This window comes from Citromicrobium bathyomarinum, from assembly GCF_038594605.1.
Lineage (GTDB): Bacteria > Pseudomonadota > Alphaproteobacteria > Sphingomonadales > Sphingomonadaceae > Alteriqipengyuania > Alteriqipengyuania bathyomarina_B.
Genome location: NZ_JBCFZM010000003.1, coordinates 472539 through 488687 on the forward strand (window position 1 = coordinate 472539; position 16149 = coordinate 488687).

The 16149-nt window shown below is 63.8% G+C and carries 17 protein-coding genes and 1 tRNA gene; 8 read left to right on the forward strand and 10 right to left on the reverse strand.

Annotated elements, in window-relative coordinates:
• The first annotated feature begins 183 nt into the window (after positions 1-183).
• Positions 184-945 (forward strand): DNA/RNA non-specific endonuclease, encoded by a 762-nt coding sequence (locus tag AAG612_RS13745; RefSeq protein ID WP_342511034.1) that lies wholly within the window; start codon positions 184-186, stop codon positions 943-945.
• 64 nt (positions 946-1009) lie between these two features.
• Here the strand turns inward: AAG612_RS13745 and AAG612_RS13750 are convergent, their stop codons facing one another.
• The 5 genes from AAG612_RS13750 to pdeM form a co-directional block, all read right to left on the reverse strand.
• Positions 1010-1588, reverse strand: coding sequence for a hypothetical protein (locus AAG612_RS13750; RefSeq protein ID WP_342511036.1), 579 nt, complete (start codon positions 1586-1588; stop codon positions 1010-1012).
• Between the two features lie 100 nt (positions 1589-1688).
• Positions 1689-2864, reverse strand: coding sequence for a DUF547 domain-containing protein (locus AAG612_RS13755; RefSeq protein ID WP_342511038.1), 1176 nt, complete (start codon positions 2862-2864; stop codon positions 1689-1691).
• A gap of 256 nt (positions 2865-3120) precedes the next feature.
• Positions 3121-3357, reverse strand: a complete 237-nt coding sequence (locus AAG612_RS13760; protein WP_342511041.1) for a hypothetical protein — start codon at positions 3355-3357, stop codon at positions 3121-3123.
• A gap of 16 nt (positions 3358-3373) precedes the next feature.
• A complete protein-coding gene (infC, locus tag AAG612_RS13765; protein WP_342511212.1) occupies positions 3374-3916 on the reverse strand; it encodes a translation initiation factor IF-3 in 543 nt (180 codons plus the stop codon).
• A gap of 125 nt (positions 3917-4041) precedes the next feature.
• Positions 4042-4764 (reverse strand): ligase-associated DNA damage response endonuclease PdeM, encoded by a 723-nt coding sequence (gene pdeM / locus AAG612_RS13770; protein ID WP_342511043.1) that lies wholly within the window; start codon positions 4762-4764, stop codon positions 4042-4044.
• Positions 4765-4834: 70 nt separating this feature from the next.
• Between pdeM and hemF the strand changes: the two genes are divergently transcribed.
• Complete coding sequence (gene hemF / locus AAG612_RS13775) at positions 4835-5689, forward strand: oxygen-dependent coproporphyrinogen oxidase (protein ID WP_342511215.1); 855 nt, start codon at positions 4835-4837, stop codon at positions 5687-5689.
• Between the two features lie 51 nt (positions 5690-5740).
• On the opposite strand, the gene AAG612_RS13780 is transcribed toward hemF, so the two are convergent.
• Together AAG612_RS13780 and AAG612_RS13785 are read right to left on the reverse strand one after the other, a co-directional pair.
• Complete coding sequence (locus tag AAG612_RS13780) at positions 5741-6148, reverse strand: hypothetical protein (protein ID WP_342511045.1); 408 nt, start codon at positions 6146-6148, stop codon at positions 5741-5743.
• 139 nt (positions 6149-6287) lie between these two features.
• Positions 6288-7148: a glycoside hydrolase family 16 protein gene (locus AAG612_RS13785; RefSeq protein ID WP_342511047.1), complete on the reverse strand. Its 861-nt coding sequence runs from the start codon at positions 7146-7148 to the stop codon at positions 6288-6290.
• 151 nt (positions 7149-7299) lie between these two features.
• Here AAG612_RS13785 and AAG612_RS13790 point away from each other — a divergent pair, with 151 nt between their 5' ends.
• The 5 genes from AAG612_RS13790 to AAG612_RS13810 all read left to right on the forward strand — a co-directional run bounded on the left by AAG612_RS13790 (position 7300) and on the right by AAG612_RS13810 (position 13774).
• The gene (locus AAG612_RS13790) at positions 7300-8619 is read left to right on the forward strand and encodes a TrkH family potassium uptake protein (RefSeq protein WP_342511049.1); all 1320 of its coding nucleotides are present in this window, start codon (positions 7300-7302) and stop codon (positions 8617-8619) included.
• A complete protein-coding gene (locus tag AAG612_RS13795; RefSeq protein WP_342511051.1) occupies positions 8609-9274 on the forward strand; it encodes a potassium channel family protein in 666 nt (221 codons plus the stop codon). Before AAG612_RS13790 ends, AAG612_RS13795 begins: the two co-directional genes overlap by 11 nt.
• 84 nt (positions 9275-9358) lie before the next feature.
• Positions 9359-11260 carry a M1 family metallopeptidase gene (locus AAG612_RS13800; protein WP_342511053.1) on the forward strand — a complete coding sequence of 634 codons (1902 nt, stop codon included), beginning with the start codon at positions 9359-9361 and terminating at the stop codon, positions 11258-11260.
• A gap of 49 nt (positions 11261-11309) precedes the next feature.
• Positions 11310-13403 carry a RelA/SpoT family protein gene (locus AAG612_RS13805; RefSeq protein WP_342511055.1) on the forward strand — a complete coding sequence of 698 codons (2094 nt, stop codon included), beginning with the start codon at positions 11310-11312 and terminating at the stop codon, positions 13401-13403.
• The gene (locus AAG612_RS13810; RefSeq protein ID WP_342511057.1) at positions 13400-13774 is read left to right on the forward strand and encodes a VOC family protein; all 375 of its coding nucleotides are present in this window, start codon (positions 13400-13402) and stop codon (positions 13772-13774) included. Before AAG612_RS13805 ends, AAG612_RS13810 begins: the two co-directional genes overlap by 4 nt.
• Here the strand turns inward: AAG612_RS13810 and AAG612_RS13815 are convergent.
• From AAG612_RS13815 to AAG612_RS13825, 3 genes are all read right to left on the reverse strand, one after another.
• Positions 13771-14088: a DUF1905 domain-containing protein gene (locus tag AAG612_RS13815; RefSeq protein WP_342511059.1), complete on the reverse strand. Its 318-nt coding sequence runs from the start codon at positions 14086-14088 to the stop codon at positions 13771-13773. The genes AAG612_RS13810 and AAG612_RS13815 overlap by 4 nt on opposite strands.
• Positions 14085-15338: a peptidylprolyl isomerase gene (locus AAG612_RS13820; RefSeq protein ID WP_342511061.1), complete on the reverse strand. Its 1254-nt coding sequence runs from the start codon at positions 15336-15338 to the stop codon at positions 14085-14087. The genes AAG612_RS13815 and AAG612_RS13820 overlap by 4 nt, the downstream gene beginning before the upstream one ends.
• A gap of 115 nt (positions 15339-15453) precedes the next feature.
• Complete coding sequence (locus AAG612_RS13825) at positions 15454-15858, reverse strand: metallopeptidase family protein (RefSeq protein WP_342511063.1); 405 nt, start codon at positions 15856-15858, stop codon at positions 15454-15456.
• 82 nt (positions 15859-15940) lie between these two features.
• On the opposite strand from AAG612_RS13825, the gene AAG612_RS13830 reads away from it, so the two are divergent.
• A tRNA-Ser gene (locus AAG612_RS13830) sits at positions 15941-16031 on the forward strand.
• The last annotated feature ends 118 nt before the right edge of the window (positions 16032-16149 follow it).

Sequence of the window (16149 nt, forward strand, 5' to 3'; positions counted from 1 at the left end):
CCGTTCCTAACCTCCGCAGGAACGCATCTCCACCGGCTGCCGGTACTCGAACGCGCACCTACCCCTGCCGGTTTCCGCGATCAACCACGCGGTTGGCGGACCTCAGGGAAAATGCCGAGTGCCGGCGCGGCCCCGGCATGATAGATTTGCCCAGCCTTGTTTGCTTGGGGGAGGGCTTTTTCCATGAGCTACGACGATCCGTTCCAGATGCAGCGGGAACTGCGCTACGGCGCACCAGTGTGCGATCAGATCCTGATCGGCCGGCAATTTACCATCGGGTATTCGTGGTATTTCCGGCAGGCGAAATGGACGCTCGAGATCATCAATCGAGAGCGTGAGCTGATCAACGAGGTCACCTTGCAGGACCGGATGGACAATTTCCGCGCCGATGTCCGCATTCCCAAGCGTTTTCGTGCCGGTCTCAAGGCCTATCGCGGCAGCGGCTTCGACCGCGGGCATCTGGTGGCGAGCGCGAACCAGGATCTGATCCGGACGCAGAACAGCGAGACCTTCCTGCTGTCGAACATGTCGCCGCAGGTTCCCGGCCTCAACCGGCAGGGCTGGCGCGACCTCGAATGCGCCATCCGCGATCTGGATGCCAGGCCCGATATCCTCGAAACCTATGTGCTCACTTGCCCGGTTTTCTATTTCAATCGCAGTGTCGAAACCATTGGCCAGGATGACAAGGAATACGGGATCGACGTGCCGATCCCGCATGCCTTCATGAAAAGCGTTTTGGCGGAGAACGACAAGGGCAAGCTGCACCTGTGGACCTTCGAGATGCCGAACGAAAAGCTGGAGCACGATCTCGGCCATTATCTGGTTAAGACATACGACGCCGAGCAGATCGTCGGAGGGCGCTTCTGGGACCGGGTGGCAGGCGGCGACATGCATCGCGCGAAGGGCGGGGTCGATGACTGGATCGAGCCGATGTGGGATACCTAGCGCAACGCAGGTGCGCGTTTGGCGATAGCAGGGCTCTCCACATCCGGGTCGCCAGCGTCCTGCGCTAGTTCGTGCGCGAAAGGTCCAGTTCTCGCACGCGCCAGCGCAGTTGCTCCGGGGTCGCTCCGGGCACGTCATTGACCCGGCTGAGCACGATGTCGCCTTCGATCCGCGGTCCGTTCGATCCGGTAATGGTGACAGGGGCGGTGTAGTAGAGCGTGCCCGCAGCGCCCTCGATCGATCCCGAAGGGGCGGCGACGGTGATCTTGCCGAAGCCGTCGAACTGGCGTGCAAGATCCTTTGCGGAGGTGTTCGCGCGGGCATTTTCGCGCATCAAATCGTGCGCCTGCCCGAACTCACCCAGCTCGATCGCGCGGCTGAACGCCAGCAGTACGTTGCGTGCGCCCTTCTCTCCCTTTGCGGCCTCGGAAACGAGCGGCGCCGGGGCGATGTCAGGATCGCCATCGCCCGTATCTGCATCCTGCGGGCGGGGCGAAGCGCCCGTTTGCGCAGGGGCGCTCTGTGTCGTGGTTGCTGGCGAAGCGTCGGCCGTGGCCTGGTCGTCGGTTCCGTCGGACGGGGCCGAGCATGCGGTGGCCAGGATCGCGGCGCAGGAAAGGGCGGCGAATTGCAGGATATGCATGCGCGCTCAGCGGGTCAGGCGCGGATGTGTTCCCGCCCGGTCATCCGCTGAGCAAAAGGTGCGCTGCACTATCGCGGAAGTTCCCCGCCCCTGGAAAAGGTTACTCGACCACCTCGGGCTCTGCGGGCTGCTCATCCTGTTCGGTGATGATGTAGACCTGGCCGACGCGGTCCCGATTGCGAAGCATCTTGGCAACCTTCGCATCGCGTTCCTGAACCATCCGCTTGACGTTTTCCGGGACGCGCGGATCGGGATATACCGGCATGCCGTTTTCATCGGTCGAGAACACGTTGGAGTAGGAAGGCTCCTTCTCGCCATTGGCGAGATCGGCGATGCTCGTTTCGTAAAGCACCGGGTCCACCTCGCTCGTATCGGCCAGAATCCCGCGAACTTCCTCGCTCGCGAAATCCGAGATATGCGCGCGGATATCCTGCGGCCAGTCGGCGAAGTAGAAAGGCCGGGCTTCCTCGTAGATCTTCGAGACGCGCATCGTCGATCCGCGCTTGTCGACCGCGCGCAGGGCATTGGCGAACTCCTTCGCCGCGGAATCGAGCAGTCGGCCAACGTTGCGCCCGTTAAACGCTTCACGTTGCAGCGACGGCCCGCCGATATCGCCCCGGAAGAAGCCGTAGATCACCTTCGGGTCAGACCAGTTGGGATAGACGATCTTGGTGCGGATATCGCGCGGGCTCATGCTCACGCCGTTCACGGTGATGAAGGGCGCCTCGTCCAGCGGGAGATCGTACCCGTCGATCATCAGTTCGGACGGATTCTTCAGCGGGTAATTCTTGGCGATCTGTTCGATGATCGCGACGTTGTGCAGGTTGATCCAGAAGGCCAGCTGCTCGTTGCGCGCCAGGCTCGCAATGTCGACTTGATCGGCGGTGAGCTCGAGGTCGCGGCGATAGTCGGCGAGCGACTGGATCACATCGTCTTCGAGATAGGAGAAGGTGACCCGGTTGGCCTCAAGCCGGTAGCCCGACGTGTGGCCGTAGACGCGGCGGGTCCCCAGATTGGGCTGCACCGACGGCGCGCGTTCGCGCAGCGATGCCCCCATCGAGAACACGAAGTAATTGAGTGCCTCGTTCCACAGGCTGTAGTCGAGCCGGGTCGCGCTCGGCTGGCCGCTCGGCGCGAACCGTGCGAACCGCGCGTCGCTCGCAGAGGCCTGCAGCGCGAGCGTGGCGGAAGGCTGCTGTGCGCTGGCAAGGGTGCTCGTCGCAAGCAGACTTGCGGCATAAATGCCGAGCGCGGTGGTACGGTGGAAGGTTCGCATGGCGTTTTGCATAGGAATTAAAGGGGCCTTTGTCGCTTTGCGCGCGAAGGGAGCACAGTTCGCCTGCTCCGACAACACTTTGCGGGAGGAATGGTAATCGTAGTCCGATCAACGACATGACGAGGAGCGGCTCGCCCGCCGCGCCTATTTGACCTCGGCCGGCTCATCAGGTTCCGGGAAAGCATAAGGCCGGCCCTAGCGGTCGGTACGGATCAGCTTGGAAAGCTCCGCCATCGATCCGCTCGAGGTGCTTGCGCTATTCAGTCAGCGGCGCAATTACCTTGTCGGAAAGCAGCTCGCAGGCAACCCGGCTGCCTTCGAAGCGATAGCGCGGGTCGTGGCCGTACTTCACGCGCGAGCCGACCGGCGGCTCATTGCGGGACGGGCCCTCGCGCGGGCGGTCCTGCCAAGGCATCCGGTCCGCACCCGGGAGCACGAACCGAAACCACGATGACAAACCATTTTCGATGCGAGCGCGAATCAGCGCGACCACATGCGCGCCGCGAGCACTATCTCGGCGCGAGGACCATCAGCATCTGGCGGCCTTCGAGGCGCGGGAAGCTTTCGACCTTGGCGATCTCTTCCACATCGTCGCGCACGCGGTTGAGCAGGTCCATGCCCAGCTGCTGGTGCGCCATCTCGCGGCCGCGGAAGCGGAGCGTACATTTCACCTTGTCGCCGTTTTCGATGAACTTCACCACGTTGCGCATCTTCACGTCGTAATCGTGCGTGTCGATGTTCGGACGCATTTTGACTTCCTTGATGTCCTGCGCCTTCTGCGTCTTGCGCGCGATGTTCGCCTTCTTCTGCGCCTCGTAACGATGCTTGCCGACATCGAGGAACTTGCACACGGGCGGGTCTGCGTTGGGCGAGACCTCGACGAGGTTCAGGCCAACTTCGCCAGCGCGTTCGATCGCTTCACGCGTGTTAAGGACACCGATGTTCTCGCCGGTCTCGTCGATGACGCGGACCTTGGGCGACTGGATAAAATTGTCGTAGCGCGGGCCGCTCTTGACAGGCGGCTGAAGGGAACGACGGGGGGGACGTGCTATGGGAAGATCTCCTGAAGTTGCAGAAATGCGAGCGCTGTATTTAGGGCTTTTCGCGGCAATGCGAAAGGGGGCTGAACGCGCAGGCGAAAGAATTGCTCCGCACGGGTGCGCGAGCGGGCCCCGGCCTAAGCTGCGCGCCGTTCCGCGTGCCAGAGCGCAAAGCGCACCAGCCGGTCGCGGACCGCGCAGGCCGCTTCGATCCGGTCGGCGGGGCTCAGGCTGGCGCGAATCGCCTCGTGGCCTGCATCCATCCCGCCGGTCAGCGTGCCGAAGGCCGGCAGGACCATGCGCGGCGGCGCGCCCTCGCTCCGCGCGACGACTGCGCAGGGACGTCTAATACGGCGCCCACGAATGGTCACCTCCAGCTTGGGATGCCAGTGGCCGGAAAGTTCGCCTCGGGTCTCGCCCCGCTGTGCTTCGTGACGGCACACGATGCCGCCAATCTCAAGCTCTTCATGCAGCGTGCCACCGCACTGCGCGGCAGCTCCGGCAGCGTCGCCGGTGTCGGGACCGTCGTGGTTGCCGGTGATCCAGATCCACTCGACCTGCGAGGTGAGCGTGCGCAGCATATCGCATGCGACCTTCTCCAGCCGCGACGCACCTTCGGCATCGTGAAAATTGTCGCCCAGCGTCACGACCCGCTCCGCACCGGTCTCGCGCACTGCCAGAGCCACCCGTTCCAGCGTCTCGCGGCTGTCGTAGGGGGGCAGGTGCTGGCCGTGGCTCGCGAAAAAGCTCGCCTTTTCGAGGTGCAGGTCGGCGACGAGCAGTGTGCGCTCGCGCGGCCAATAGACCGCACGATCGCTCCGCAAGAGCAACTCCGTATCGCCGAACGAAAGGGGAACCATGGCCCTCACTTGCCCTAGCCCGGCGGGCTTGGCAAGGATGACGCAACGTCTTCGCAAGAATGGGAACATGATGGCCGATCGCACCGAGCAGACCAAGCAAGCGCGCACCTGGTTTGAAGGTCTGCGCGACCAGATTTGCGCCGAATTCGAGGCGATCGAGCGCGAGGCGGGCTCCGACGCCGCGTTCGAATACACCCCCTGGGACCGCGAGGAAGAGGGCAACGACAATCCCGGCGGCGGCGTGCAGGGCCTGATGAAGGGCAAGGTGTTCGAGAAAGTCGGCGTCAACGTGTCGACCGTACACGGCACCTTTGCGCCGGAATTCGCCCAGACGATCAACGGGGCTCAGGACGATCCCAGCTTTTCGGCCACCGGCATCAGCCTGGTCGCGCACATGGCCAATCCGCATGTCCCTGCGGTGCATATGAACACGCGCTTCCTCGTTACCGGGAAGGCATGGTTCGGGGGCGGGGCGGACCTCAATCCGCCGATCCCCTACGAAGAAGACACGCAGGAGTTTCACGCGGCTTTCCGCGCTGCCTGCGCCAAGCACAACCCGACCTACTACGAACGCTTTTCGAAATGGGCTGAGGACTATTTCTACATTCCCCATCGCGGCGTACATCGCGGGGTGGGCGGGATCTTTTACGATCATCTCGAATGCCCCGATGATGATGCCTTCGCGCGCAACCTCGATTTTACGCAGGACGTCGGGAAGACCTTTCTCGAGGTTTTCCCGCGTCTCGTGCGCAAGCGGATGGAAGCCGACTGGACCGATGCCGACAAGTTGACCCAGCTTCAGTGGCGCGGACGCTATGCCGAGTTCAACCTCGTCTACGACCGGGGCACGCTGTTCGGCCTCAAGACCGGCGGCAATGTCGACGCCATCCTGATGAGCCTGCCGCCCGAGGCGGTGTGGACCTGACCCACGGTTGGTGCACGCGCGACCGGGCCATATTACAGGGGTGGAGTAAGGTCAGAACTTCCAGGTGAAGCTGGCTTCGGCCCCAAAGCCCTTGGTGTCGTATTTGAGTTTGACGGTGAACGAATCCGGGGGCCAGATGCCTTTCGCCAATTCGGAGAGGCGCCCGGCATCGAGTTGATCGGCAACCTGCTCTGCAGATTTTGCGACGATTTCCGATGAAACCGCCACGGCTCGGCGTTCCATGGCGGCACGGATCAGCGCCTCGATCACGGACCGACGTTGCTGTTCCTTCATCCCGGCCAGAGCAATTGCGACATCGCTGTCGATCGTAAACTCGTTCGACGGGTGGGAATGGGCGATCACGACGGGAATAAAGGGCCCGTTGCGCGGCGGAAACGGGAAATTGGGCCAGGGGTCGGTGCAGGTCGAACCGTCCGGACGTTCGATGATGTTGGCCACTTTATCTCTCCCTCTCGCGCCCATCGGGCTTTGGAGAGGAGAGATTGAGAGCGTTTCAACGCGCGGCAAAGCCGAAGCCGGTCCATATCGGATGGATTGATGGCTGCGGCCCTTGTGATCCTACCTTGGACCCAGCTATCTACTCCGGCGCATAGACCCGCACCCAGTCGACCAGCATCGCCACTTCCTCGGCCTTGACCTTGTCGACTGTCGCTTGCGGCACGCCGTTATACGGCTCTTCGATCCGGTTGGTCTTGAACGGATAGGCGCCGCCCATCGCGAAATTCAGGATCAGGTACTTCGGATTGTCGAACCGCCAGTCGCCGTAATTCTCGACCATCGGGCGCGTGACGCGGTAGATCGTGCGGCCGTCGATCTGGAACAGTAGCTGGTCCTCTTCCCACTCGACCGCGTAGACGTGCCAGTCGGTCACATCCTCGCCATCGGCAAAGAAGTACTTGTTCACCAGCGGGGTCTCGCCCGAATAGCCCGGGCCGTGGAGCGCCACGCCGACCCAGTCCTTCTCGCCGACATATTCCATGATGTCGATCTCGCCCGTATCGGGCCATTTATCGTTGCCGAGCGCCCAGAAGGCGGGCCATACGCCGACCGCATCGGGCATCTTGATGCGCGCTTCGGCGCGGCCATAGGTGAAGTCGAACTTGCCCTGACTTTCGACGCGGCCGGAGAGGAAATCGGCCTGTCGCTCGGGATGCGGGTCGACCCCGGGCTGGTAGACCGGGCGCAGCATCAGCGCGCCGCCGTCGGCGCCTGGCGCATCCTCGACGATCCGAAGCACCTCGGGCCGGTCGACATAGGCCTGCTGTTCGTTGTTCACCCAGAAATCGGTGCCGATCACGATCCAGTTGTCGCGATCGAGCTCGGCTTCGTTGAATTCATCGGCCCAGAGCAGTTCGCGCGCTTCGGGGTCATGCGCCGCAGCAGGTGCGCTCAAGAGGGCGGTGGAAACGGCCAGAATGGCCAGTGTCGAACGGATCACGATAGTCTCTCCCCTTTTGTGTTAACGTTCACATCGCATGATCCGGTGCCTTTTTCCAGACCCGGCGCGATGGGCAGGCCGCTGCCGCGCCACGCTGCTTTTTCCCCCTTTCCAGAACAAGGCCCTCGTCTTACGGGGCGCCATGCGACCGATGCGCGATCCGATCCGGTTGATCCCCCTGCTTTTCGCAGGTGCGATCGTGCTCGGAACGCTGGCCTTGTGGACGCCGCTGGCGACCGCCGATGGCACGCAGCCTCCCTTCATTACCGCCTTGTTCACGGCCACTTCGGCAGTCGCGGTCACCGGACTGATCACGGTCGACACATCCACTTACTGGTCGCCCTTTGGCCAGGGTGCGATCATGGTGATGTTCCAGATCGGCGGTTTCGGGATCATGGCCTCGGCATCGCTGCTCGGCCTGCTGGTCGGACGCGGCTTCGGGCTGAGCGGCAGGCTCGCCACGGATGTCGAGCGCAGCCGGCTGGAGATCGGCGACGCGCGATCCGTGCTGCGCCTGATCCTGCTCGTGACGGTGGTGGTCGAGGCGATGCTGGCGACGATCCTCACGCTGCGGTTCGCGCTCGCCTATGATTTCGGGTGGAGCAAGGCGCTGTGGCACGGGATGTTCCATTCGGTCAGCGCGTTCAACAATGCCGGCTTCTCGATCAATTCGGACAGCCTGATGGGCTTCCAGCACGATGGTTTCGTGCTGATTCCGGTTGCGCTGGCGGTGATCCTGACCGCGCTGGGCTTTCCGGTGATGCAGGATCTGAGCGAGCACCGCTTCAAGGTATCGCGCTGGTCGCTGCACACCAAGATCACCGTGCTGGGCACGCTGGGGCTGCTGCTGGTCGGCTTCGTCGCCATTCTGGGCAAGGAGTGGGCCAATCCGCAGACGCTGGGGCCGATGGCGCCCGGCTCCAAGATACTCAACGCCGCATTCCATTCGGTGATGCCGCGCACCGCGGGGTTCAACTCGCTCGACGTCGGGGCCTTCGAGGACGAGACCCTGCTGCTCAACTACGCGCTGATGTTCATCGGCGGTGGCAGCGCGGGCACCGCGGGCGGGATCAAGGTCACCACCTTCGTGGTGCTGCTGGCGGTGGTCGCCTCCGAAGTCGCGGGGCAAAAGGACGCAGCGATGTTCGGCCGGCGCTTCGGTTCGGGCATCGAACGCCAGGCGCTGACCGTGGCGGTAACCGCCGCGACGCTGATCATGGTGGCGAGCATGTATATCCTCATCATCACCCCGCTCGAGATGCGCGATGTATTGTTCGAGGTGATCTCGGCCTTCTCGACCGTCGGCCTGTCGACCGGGATTACCGCAGAGCTACCGCCCAGCGCGCAGCTGGTGCTGGCGGCGCTGATGTTCATCGGCCGCGTCGGGACCATTACCGTCGCCACCGCGTTGGCGATGGGCGCGGGGCGCAGGCCCTATCGCTATCCAGAGGAGAACCCGATTGTCGGCTGATAAGCGCAAGCCCGCCATGGTCATCGGCCTCGGCCGTTTCGGCGGCGCGGTGGCCACCACGCTCGAACGGATGGGGCACGAGGTGCTGGCGGTCGATACCGATCCCGACCGCGTGCAACATTATGCCGGGCGTCTGACCAAGACGGTGGAGGCGGACGGCAGCGAGAACGGGTGCCTCAGGCGGCTGGGTGCGACCGATTTCGGATCGGTCATCGTCGGTATCGGCAGCGATGTCGAAGCGAGCGTTCTGACCGTACTGGCGCTGAGCGATCTGGGGATCAACAATATCTGGGCCAAGGCGACCAGCGAGAGCCATGGCCGGATCCTCGAACGGGTCGGGGCGCACCACGTGGTCTTCCCCGAGGAACGGATGGGGCACCGGGTCGCCTATCTGGTCAACGAGCGCCTGCTCGATTTCATTTCCTTCGGCGACGAATTCGCGATTGCCCGGCTCAAGGCGCCCGAGTTCATCATCGGCCTGCCATTGGTCACCAGCCAGTGCCGCAAGAAGTTCGACGTGACCGTGGTGGGCGTGAAGCGCGAGGGCGAGGATTTCATCCACGCGACCGGCGACACGCTGATCATGCCGGGAGACGAACTGGTCGTCTCCGGAAGGACCGACCGGATCGAGGATTTCGCGGTCGGCAAGGGCTGACCCTTTCGCATTCGTTCAGTGCGTGGCAGGGCTCGCCATGCAACAGACCGCCACTCAGACGCACAGATTATACCGGAGATTCTCATGCAACGCTTCGTCGCACTCGCAGCCGCCGCCCTTCTGACGAGCGCCTGCGCATCTGTCGGCGGAGCGCCGGAGACATCTGTCCAGCGCGATGCAATGGTCTCTCCGATCCTGACTACGCCCGACGCGGTCGACGATCGCACCTTCGCGCAGCCGCAGATCGCCCGCGTCACTCATGTCGCGCTGGATCTCGATCTGGACTTCGAGGCCAAGATGATCGGCGGCGGGGCGGTGCTGGACATCCTCGCGGATGACGATGCCGAAGAAATCGTGCTCGACAGCAACGGCCTGCGGATCGACCGCGTGACCGACGAGGCGGGCAAGCCGCGAGCCTTTACCATCGGCAAGGCTGAGGAAGGCAAGGGCGCACCGCTGACCATCCAGCTGAACGGTGCGCGCAAGCTGCGCATCTCCTATCGTAGCGCGCCCGATGCCGCCGCGCTGCAATGGCTGACGCCCGAGCAGACCGCGGGCGGTGAATATCCCTACCTCTTCAGCCAGGGCCAGGCGATCCTCAACCGGACGTGGATTCCGACGCAGGACAGCCCCGGCATCCGCCAGACCTGGGAAGCGCGCATCACCGCGCCCAAGCCGCTCGATGTCGTGATGAGCGGCGTGCGTCAGGGTGAGCCCGAAGATGTCGGGAATGGTCGCCGCGCTTTCCGGTTCGTGATGGACAAGCCGGTGCCGCCCTACCTGATCGCGATTGCGGCGGGTGATATCGACTTCCGCGCCATCGGCCCGCGTTCGGGCGTCTGGGCAGAGCCCGCCACGCTCGACCGCGCATGGCGCGAGGTCAATGATACCGAACAGATGATCGAAGCCGCCGAAGAGCTTTACGGCGAGTATCGCTGGGGCCGCTACGACATGATCGTGCTGCCGCCCGCGTTCCCTTACGGGGGGATGGAAAACCCGGTGATGACCTTCCTCACGCCGACCTTCATCGCGGGCGACCGGTCGAACAACGGGCTGGTCGCGCACGAACTGGCGCATAGCTGGTCGGGCAACCTCGTCACCAACGCAGTGTGGGGCGACGGCTGGCTGAACGAGGGCGTCACCTCCTATTTCGAGAACCGCATCGTCGAGGCGGTCTACGGCAAGCAGCGCGCCGAGCAGGAAGCCGCGCTCGCCTACGCCAACATCGTCGAGACGCTCGACGAAGTCGGCCGCGATGCACCCGGCACCGCGCTGCACAATGATGGCGAGGGCGATCTGATCGGCAGCGCGATCGCCTACGACAAGGGCCATTTCTTCATGCGCACGGTCGAGCGTATCGTGGGCCGCGAACGGTTCGACGCATGGCTGCAGCAATGGTTCGACAACCACGCCTTCGAACCTGCAACCAGCCGCCTGCTGCTGGAAGACATGCAGGAAAACCTCGTCCGCTCGCCCGCCGAGGCGAAAAAGCTGATGTTGCGTGAGTGGATCTTCGAGCCCGGCCTGCCCGCCAACGTGGTGAAGCCCGACCCGCAGGCCTTCGCGCAGGTCGATGCGGCGGTTCATGCCTATGCCACGGGCAACACCATTCCCGGCGCCTTCCCCGGATGGAGCGCCGCCGAGCAGATGCGCTTCCTCGACAATATTCCCAAGGAGCGGACCGCCGCGCAGCTTGCCGCGCTGGACGATACGCTGGGCCTTTCGGAAGCGGGCAATAACGAGGTGCTGTTCCTGTGGCTCGAACTCGCGCTCGCGAACCGCTACGATCCGGCGGTGCCGCGGGCGGAAAAGTTCCTGTCCGAGATCGGCCGCGCCAAGTTCGTCCGCCCGCTGTTCGTGGTGCTCATGGAGCAGGGCGAGTGGGGCCGACCGATCGCCAAACGCATCTATGCGCAGACCCGCGACGGCTACCACGCGGTCACGCGGGGCGGAGTGGATCGGCTAATGGCCGCAGACGAGGGTTAATCGTCCTTTTTGCGTTGCAATAGGAAGGCCGCGACCGCACATCTCAGGCATGTTGCGGCAATACGAACTGGTTGAACGGGTAAAGGCCTACGATCCGGACGCGGACGAGGCGATGCTCAACCACGCCTATGTCTATACCGTGCAGAAGCACGGCAGCCAGAAGCGCGCGAGCGGCGATCCCTATTTCAGCCACCCGATCGAAGTCGCGGGGTTGATGACCGACCTCAAGCTCGATCAGGAGACGATCGCCACCGCGCTGCTGCACGACACGGTCGAGGATACGCTCGTCACGATCGAGGATATCGAGGCCAATTTCGGCCCCAAGGTCGCCCGGCTTGTCGACGGCGTGACCAAGCTTTCCAAGATCGAGCAGATGCCGGAGGACGAGCGCGCGGCGGAAAACCTGCGCAAGTTCCTGCTCGCGATGAGCGAGGATATTCGCGTTCTGCTGGTCAAGCTGGGCGACCGGCTGCACAATATGCGCACGCTCCACTTCATCAAGAACGAGGACAAGCGCCGCCGGATCGCGCGGGAGACGCTCGATATCTACGCCCCGCTGGCCGAGCGGATCGGGATGTACGAATATATGCGCGAGATGCAGGCGCTGGCTTTCGAGCATCTCGAACCCGATGCCTTCAAGACCATCTCGGGCCGGCTTGCCCAGATCCGCGATCAGGAGGGCGCACAGGTCGATGCGATCGCGCTGGCGATCAAGCAGTCGCTCGCCGAAGCGGGGCTGAAGGTCGAGGTGAAGGGGCGGGAGAAGCAGCCGTTCTCGATCTGGCGCAAGATGGCCGAACGCCACGTCAGCTTCGATCAGGTGACCGACATCTTCGCCTTTCGCGTGCTGTGCGAGACGCCCGAGGATTGCTACCGCGCGCTGGGGACGCTGCACACGACGTGGCAGTTCATTCCCGGGCGCTTCAAGGACTATCTCTCGACGCCGAAGAACAACGGCTATCGCTCGCTCCACACCGCGCTGATCTACGAAGGTTCGATGCGGGTCGAGGTGCAGATCCGCACGCAGGACATGCACCGGACCAACGGCTTCGGCCTCGCCGCGCACTGGGCTTACAAGCAGCATGACAAGCCGGACGGCCAGGTTGCGTGGTTGCGCGACCTGATCGAGATCGTCGATTCAAGCCACGACGCCGAAGAGCTGCTGGAGAACACGCGGCTCGCCATCTACCAGGATCGCATCTTCGCATTCTCGCCCAAGGGCGCGCTGTTTCAGCTGCCCAAGGGCGCGACCCCGGTCGATTTCGCCTTCGCGGTCCATACTGATCTCGGCGCGCAGACCATCGGTGCCAAGATCAACGGGCGACACATGCCGCTGCGCACGCAGCTCGCCAATGGCGACGTGGTGGAGATCATCAAGGGCGGCGATGCCGAGCCCCAGCTCTCGTGGCTGGGCTTTGTGGTGACCGGAAAGGCGCGCGCCGCGATCCGCCGCGCGGTCCGCAACAAGGAGCGCGAGGAGGTCGCCGAACTGGGCGTCAAACTCTACGACCAGATCGCCGCGCGCACCCCTGCCAAGGTCGGCAAGAAGGCGCTGCGCGAGGCGCTGAAGCGGCTGGAGCTGGATGAGGAAGAAGATCTGATGTACGCGATCGGCGCGGCGCAGATCACCGATCAGGAAGTGATGGAGGCGCTGGTTCCCGGCAGCACCGCCGATTTCGGGGAAGACCCCGACTGGGCGCGGCGCCACGGCCAGCCGATCTCGATCCGCGGGCTGAAACCGGGCAATGCCTATACCCTCGCCGATTGCTGCCATCCGGTGCCGGGCGACCGGATCGTGGGGCTGCGCCGCAAGGGCGAGAGCGTGGAGGTCCACAATATCCAGTGCCTCAGCCTTGCCAACGGGATCGACAATGACTGGCTCGATCTCGACTGGGGCGACCGATCGGGTGTGGCCACCGGGCGGCTGGTCGTGACGCTGTACGACCGGCGCGGAACCATCGCCGAGATGGCCAACATCGTTGCCCGCAACCATGCCGACGTGCGCAGCCTCGACAAGGTGCGAATCGAAGATCCCTTCGCGACCTACGAAATGGACGTCGAAGTGCAGGATCTGGCGCACCTCACCCGCATATTGAGCGCGCTGCGCGCAAGTGACGCGGTGGCGCAGGCAGAGCGGATTTGAGCGCGCTGCTGGCTTACGATCACGTACAGCTTGCGATTCCGCGCGGAGGCGAGGATCGCGCGCGTGCTTTCTTCATCGGTCTGATCGGGATGCGCGAAGTGCCCAAGCCCGATACGCTTTCGGCGCAGGGCTGCTGGTTCGAGTCGGGCGAAGTCTCGCTTCACCTCGGGGTCGATCCCGATTTTCGCCCCGCGACCAAGGCGCATCCCGCGTTCCTCACCGCCGACCTAGATGGACTGCGGGCGCGGCTGGAAGCTGCCAGGGTTGTCTGCCGCGACGACAAGCCGCTTGCGGGCTACCGCCGCTTCTTCACGGTCGACCCGTTCGGCAACAGGCTCGAGTTCATGCAGCGCGTCGGGATGGCCAGCTAGAGCGGCTCGAGCGTCAGTTCGACCGGGTCACCTTCGGCCAGGTCTTCGCTCCGCATGACCTTCTTGCTGACGAGCAGCACCCACTCGCTGCGCTGCTTTTGCGGGAAGACCGATGTTGGCCACTCGGTCTCACCGATGCGGGCCGTCACCTTCACCGAACCGAACCCGCGCCGCGCTCCAAACTCGAGCCGGTGCATCGCCTCGTGCGCCTGAAGCGCCTCCGCCTCCGCTCCGGTAATCGTGACGAGGTGGTACGTTCCCCGCTCCCCTTGCCAGCGGCCAAGCGGCGCCGTCAGCTCGATGCGCTCGGTCACTCGGTCACGCGGCGCACCGGCACCGGGATATTGCAGATATCCGCGCCGCCTGCGGGCACGATGAAGAACGGATCGCGGCGGTTGGCGCGTGCGTCGGCATATTTCGCGAAGCTCTCGCTTTCGGTGCGAAGGTATTCGAACTGCGGGCGCTCGACTTCGGGCAGGTCCGCGGCCATGCGGACCGACACGATCGGCACGCGTTTGGCCGGGTCCTCGTAAAAGCCGAGAGCACCCTTGCCGCGCGGCAGGCTCGAGAGATACTCCATCCCTTCGACGATCCTCCCGACGAGCGCGATATTGCGGTCGAGATGGCGCGGTGCCTGGCCGATCACGGTGTAGAGCTGCGAACCGTCGCCGGTGTCGGGCGAGTAGTTCCGGCCAACGCCGACCATGCCGTAGCAGTGGACGGGCCAGAATTCGCTTTCTAGTACTTCGCTGTAGTAGCCTTGCTTGTAAGCTTCGTGCATCAGCAGGCGCGGGTCTTCGACCGGCTTGTCGTCTTTGTCGAACCATATCCGCGTTTCGGCGTTGGCGATCGGCCATCCACGCCAGAATTCGACCCACTCGGCGTAGCTGTCACGCTCATGCCAACCATTGACGGCTGTGCCTGCCTGAGTGCTTGCGATCGAAATCATGGCATTCTTTTCGCTCTCGGACATTTCACTATCCGACATCAGGCCCGCCGCCTCGAGCAGTTCGATAATCGCGGCTCTTCGCTCCGCCTCGGTTACATCCGGATTGCTAAGCAACTCCTCCGTTTTCTCCATCGCTGCGGTTATCACGGGAATGGTCTCGCCCGATTCCATGTCGGCTTGGCCATCGGCTTCGCCAAGCGTGTCGCCGTCCACCGTATAATCCCCCTCATCCATCACATTCAGCCCCTCGGGCACGGGCTTGGGCTCGACGCCCATGTCCGGGTCGGGCTGGCCCCACTGGACGACGTAATTGTCCTGCACCCGCAGGATCGCGCTGCCATCCCAGTATTGCGCGCGGGCGAGGGTGCGGATGTTTTGGGTCCAGCCTTGAGAAAAAGGCTCGGCGATCAGCTGCATCACCACCTTGCGCTGTGTGCCATCGGCCAGGGGAGGCAGCGTCATCACGACGAGGTCTTCGGGATCGATGGTCATCCATTCACCTTGCGGCGCGGCGTCGACGATCTCGCTCGGAGACGGCGCGGGCGCTTCGGCCTCTTGCGCGAAGGAGGCGGTGGCAAGGGCGAGTGCGGCGGTGCCGGCAAAAAGAATACGCATGAATTCCCCCGTCATTGCGAGCCCGGCCACCGGCCGGGTGCGGCAATCCAGAGCGGATCGCATCGAGGCCCCAGCTTGCTGCGTCGCTCCGCTCCTCGCAATGACGAAATGAAAATTACCGATCGGCCATGTCTTCCAGCGCATGCATATCGTCGTCCGACAGGCCGAAATGATGGCCGATCTCGTGGATCACGACATGGCGCACCAGATGCTCGAGCGTCTCGTCCCCGCGCTCTGCCCATTCGTCGAGGATCGGGCGACGGAACAGCCGGATGCGGGTGGGCAGGGTGCCCGACATCTCGATGCTGCGTTCGGTCAGCGCGTGGCCTTCGTAGACGCCGGTCAGCTCGAAGGGATTTCCCATGCCGAGTTCGCGCAGCGTTTCTTCGTCGGCGAAATCCTCAACTGCGAAGACCACGTCGCCCAGCTGTTCGCGGAACGCCTGCGGCAGGGCGGCAATGGCCGCGCGGCCCAGCGTTTCCATCTCGTCAAGTGTCACGGGGGTGCCGAATTCTCGCATAGGCACCCCCTAACCGAGCAGCGCCGCCTTGCGAAGCGCCAGGAACGCAGCTAGGTGCCCTTCCTTCCCGAACGGGCGATGCGGAGCGGTGGCCGAGTGGTCGAAGGCGCACGCCTGGAAAGTGTGTATACGGTAACCCCGTATCGTGGGTTCGAATCCCACCCGCTCCGCCATTGCCTTTTCAGGCGATCCGACCTTTTCCGAGACGCCGCTAAAACTTTTGCAATTTCCTTGGAAGCCTTCCCGACACGCAGAAGCGGGGCCGCATGCGCACTGGCCTTTCGTGGGGAA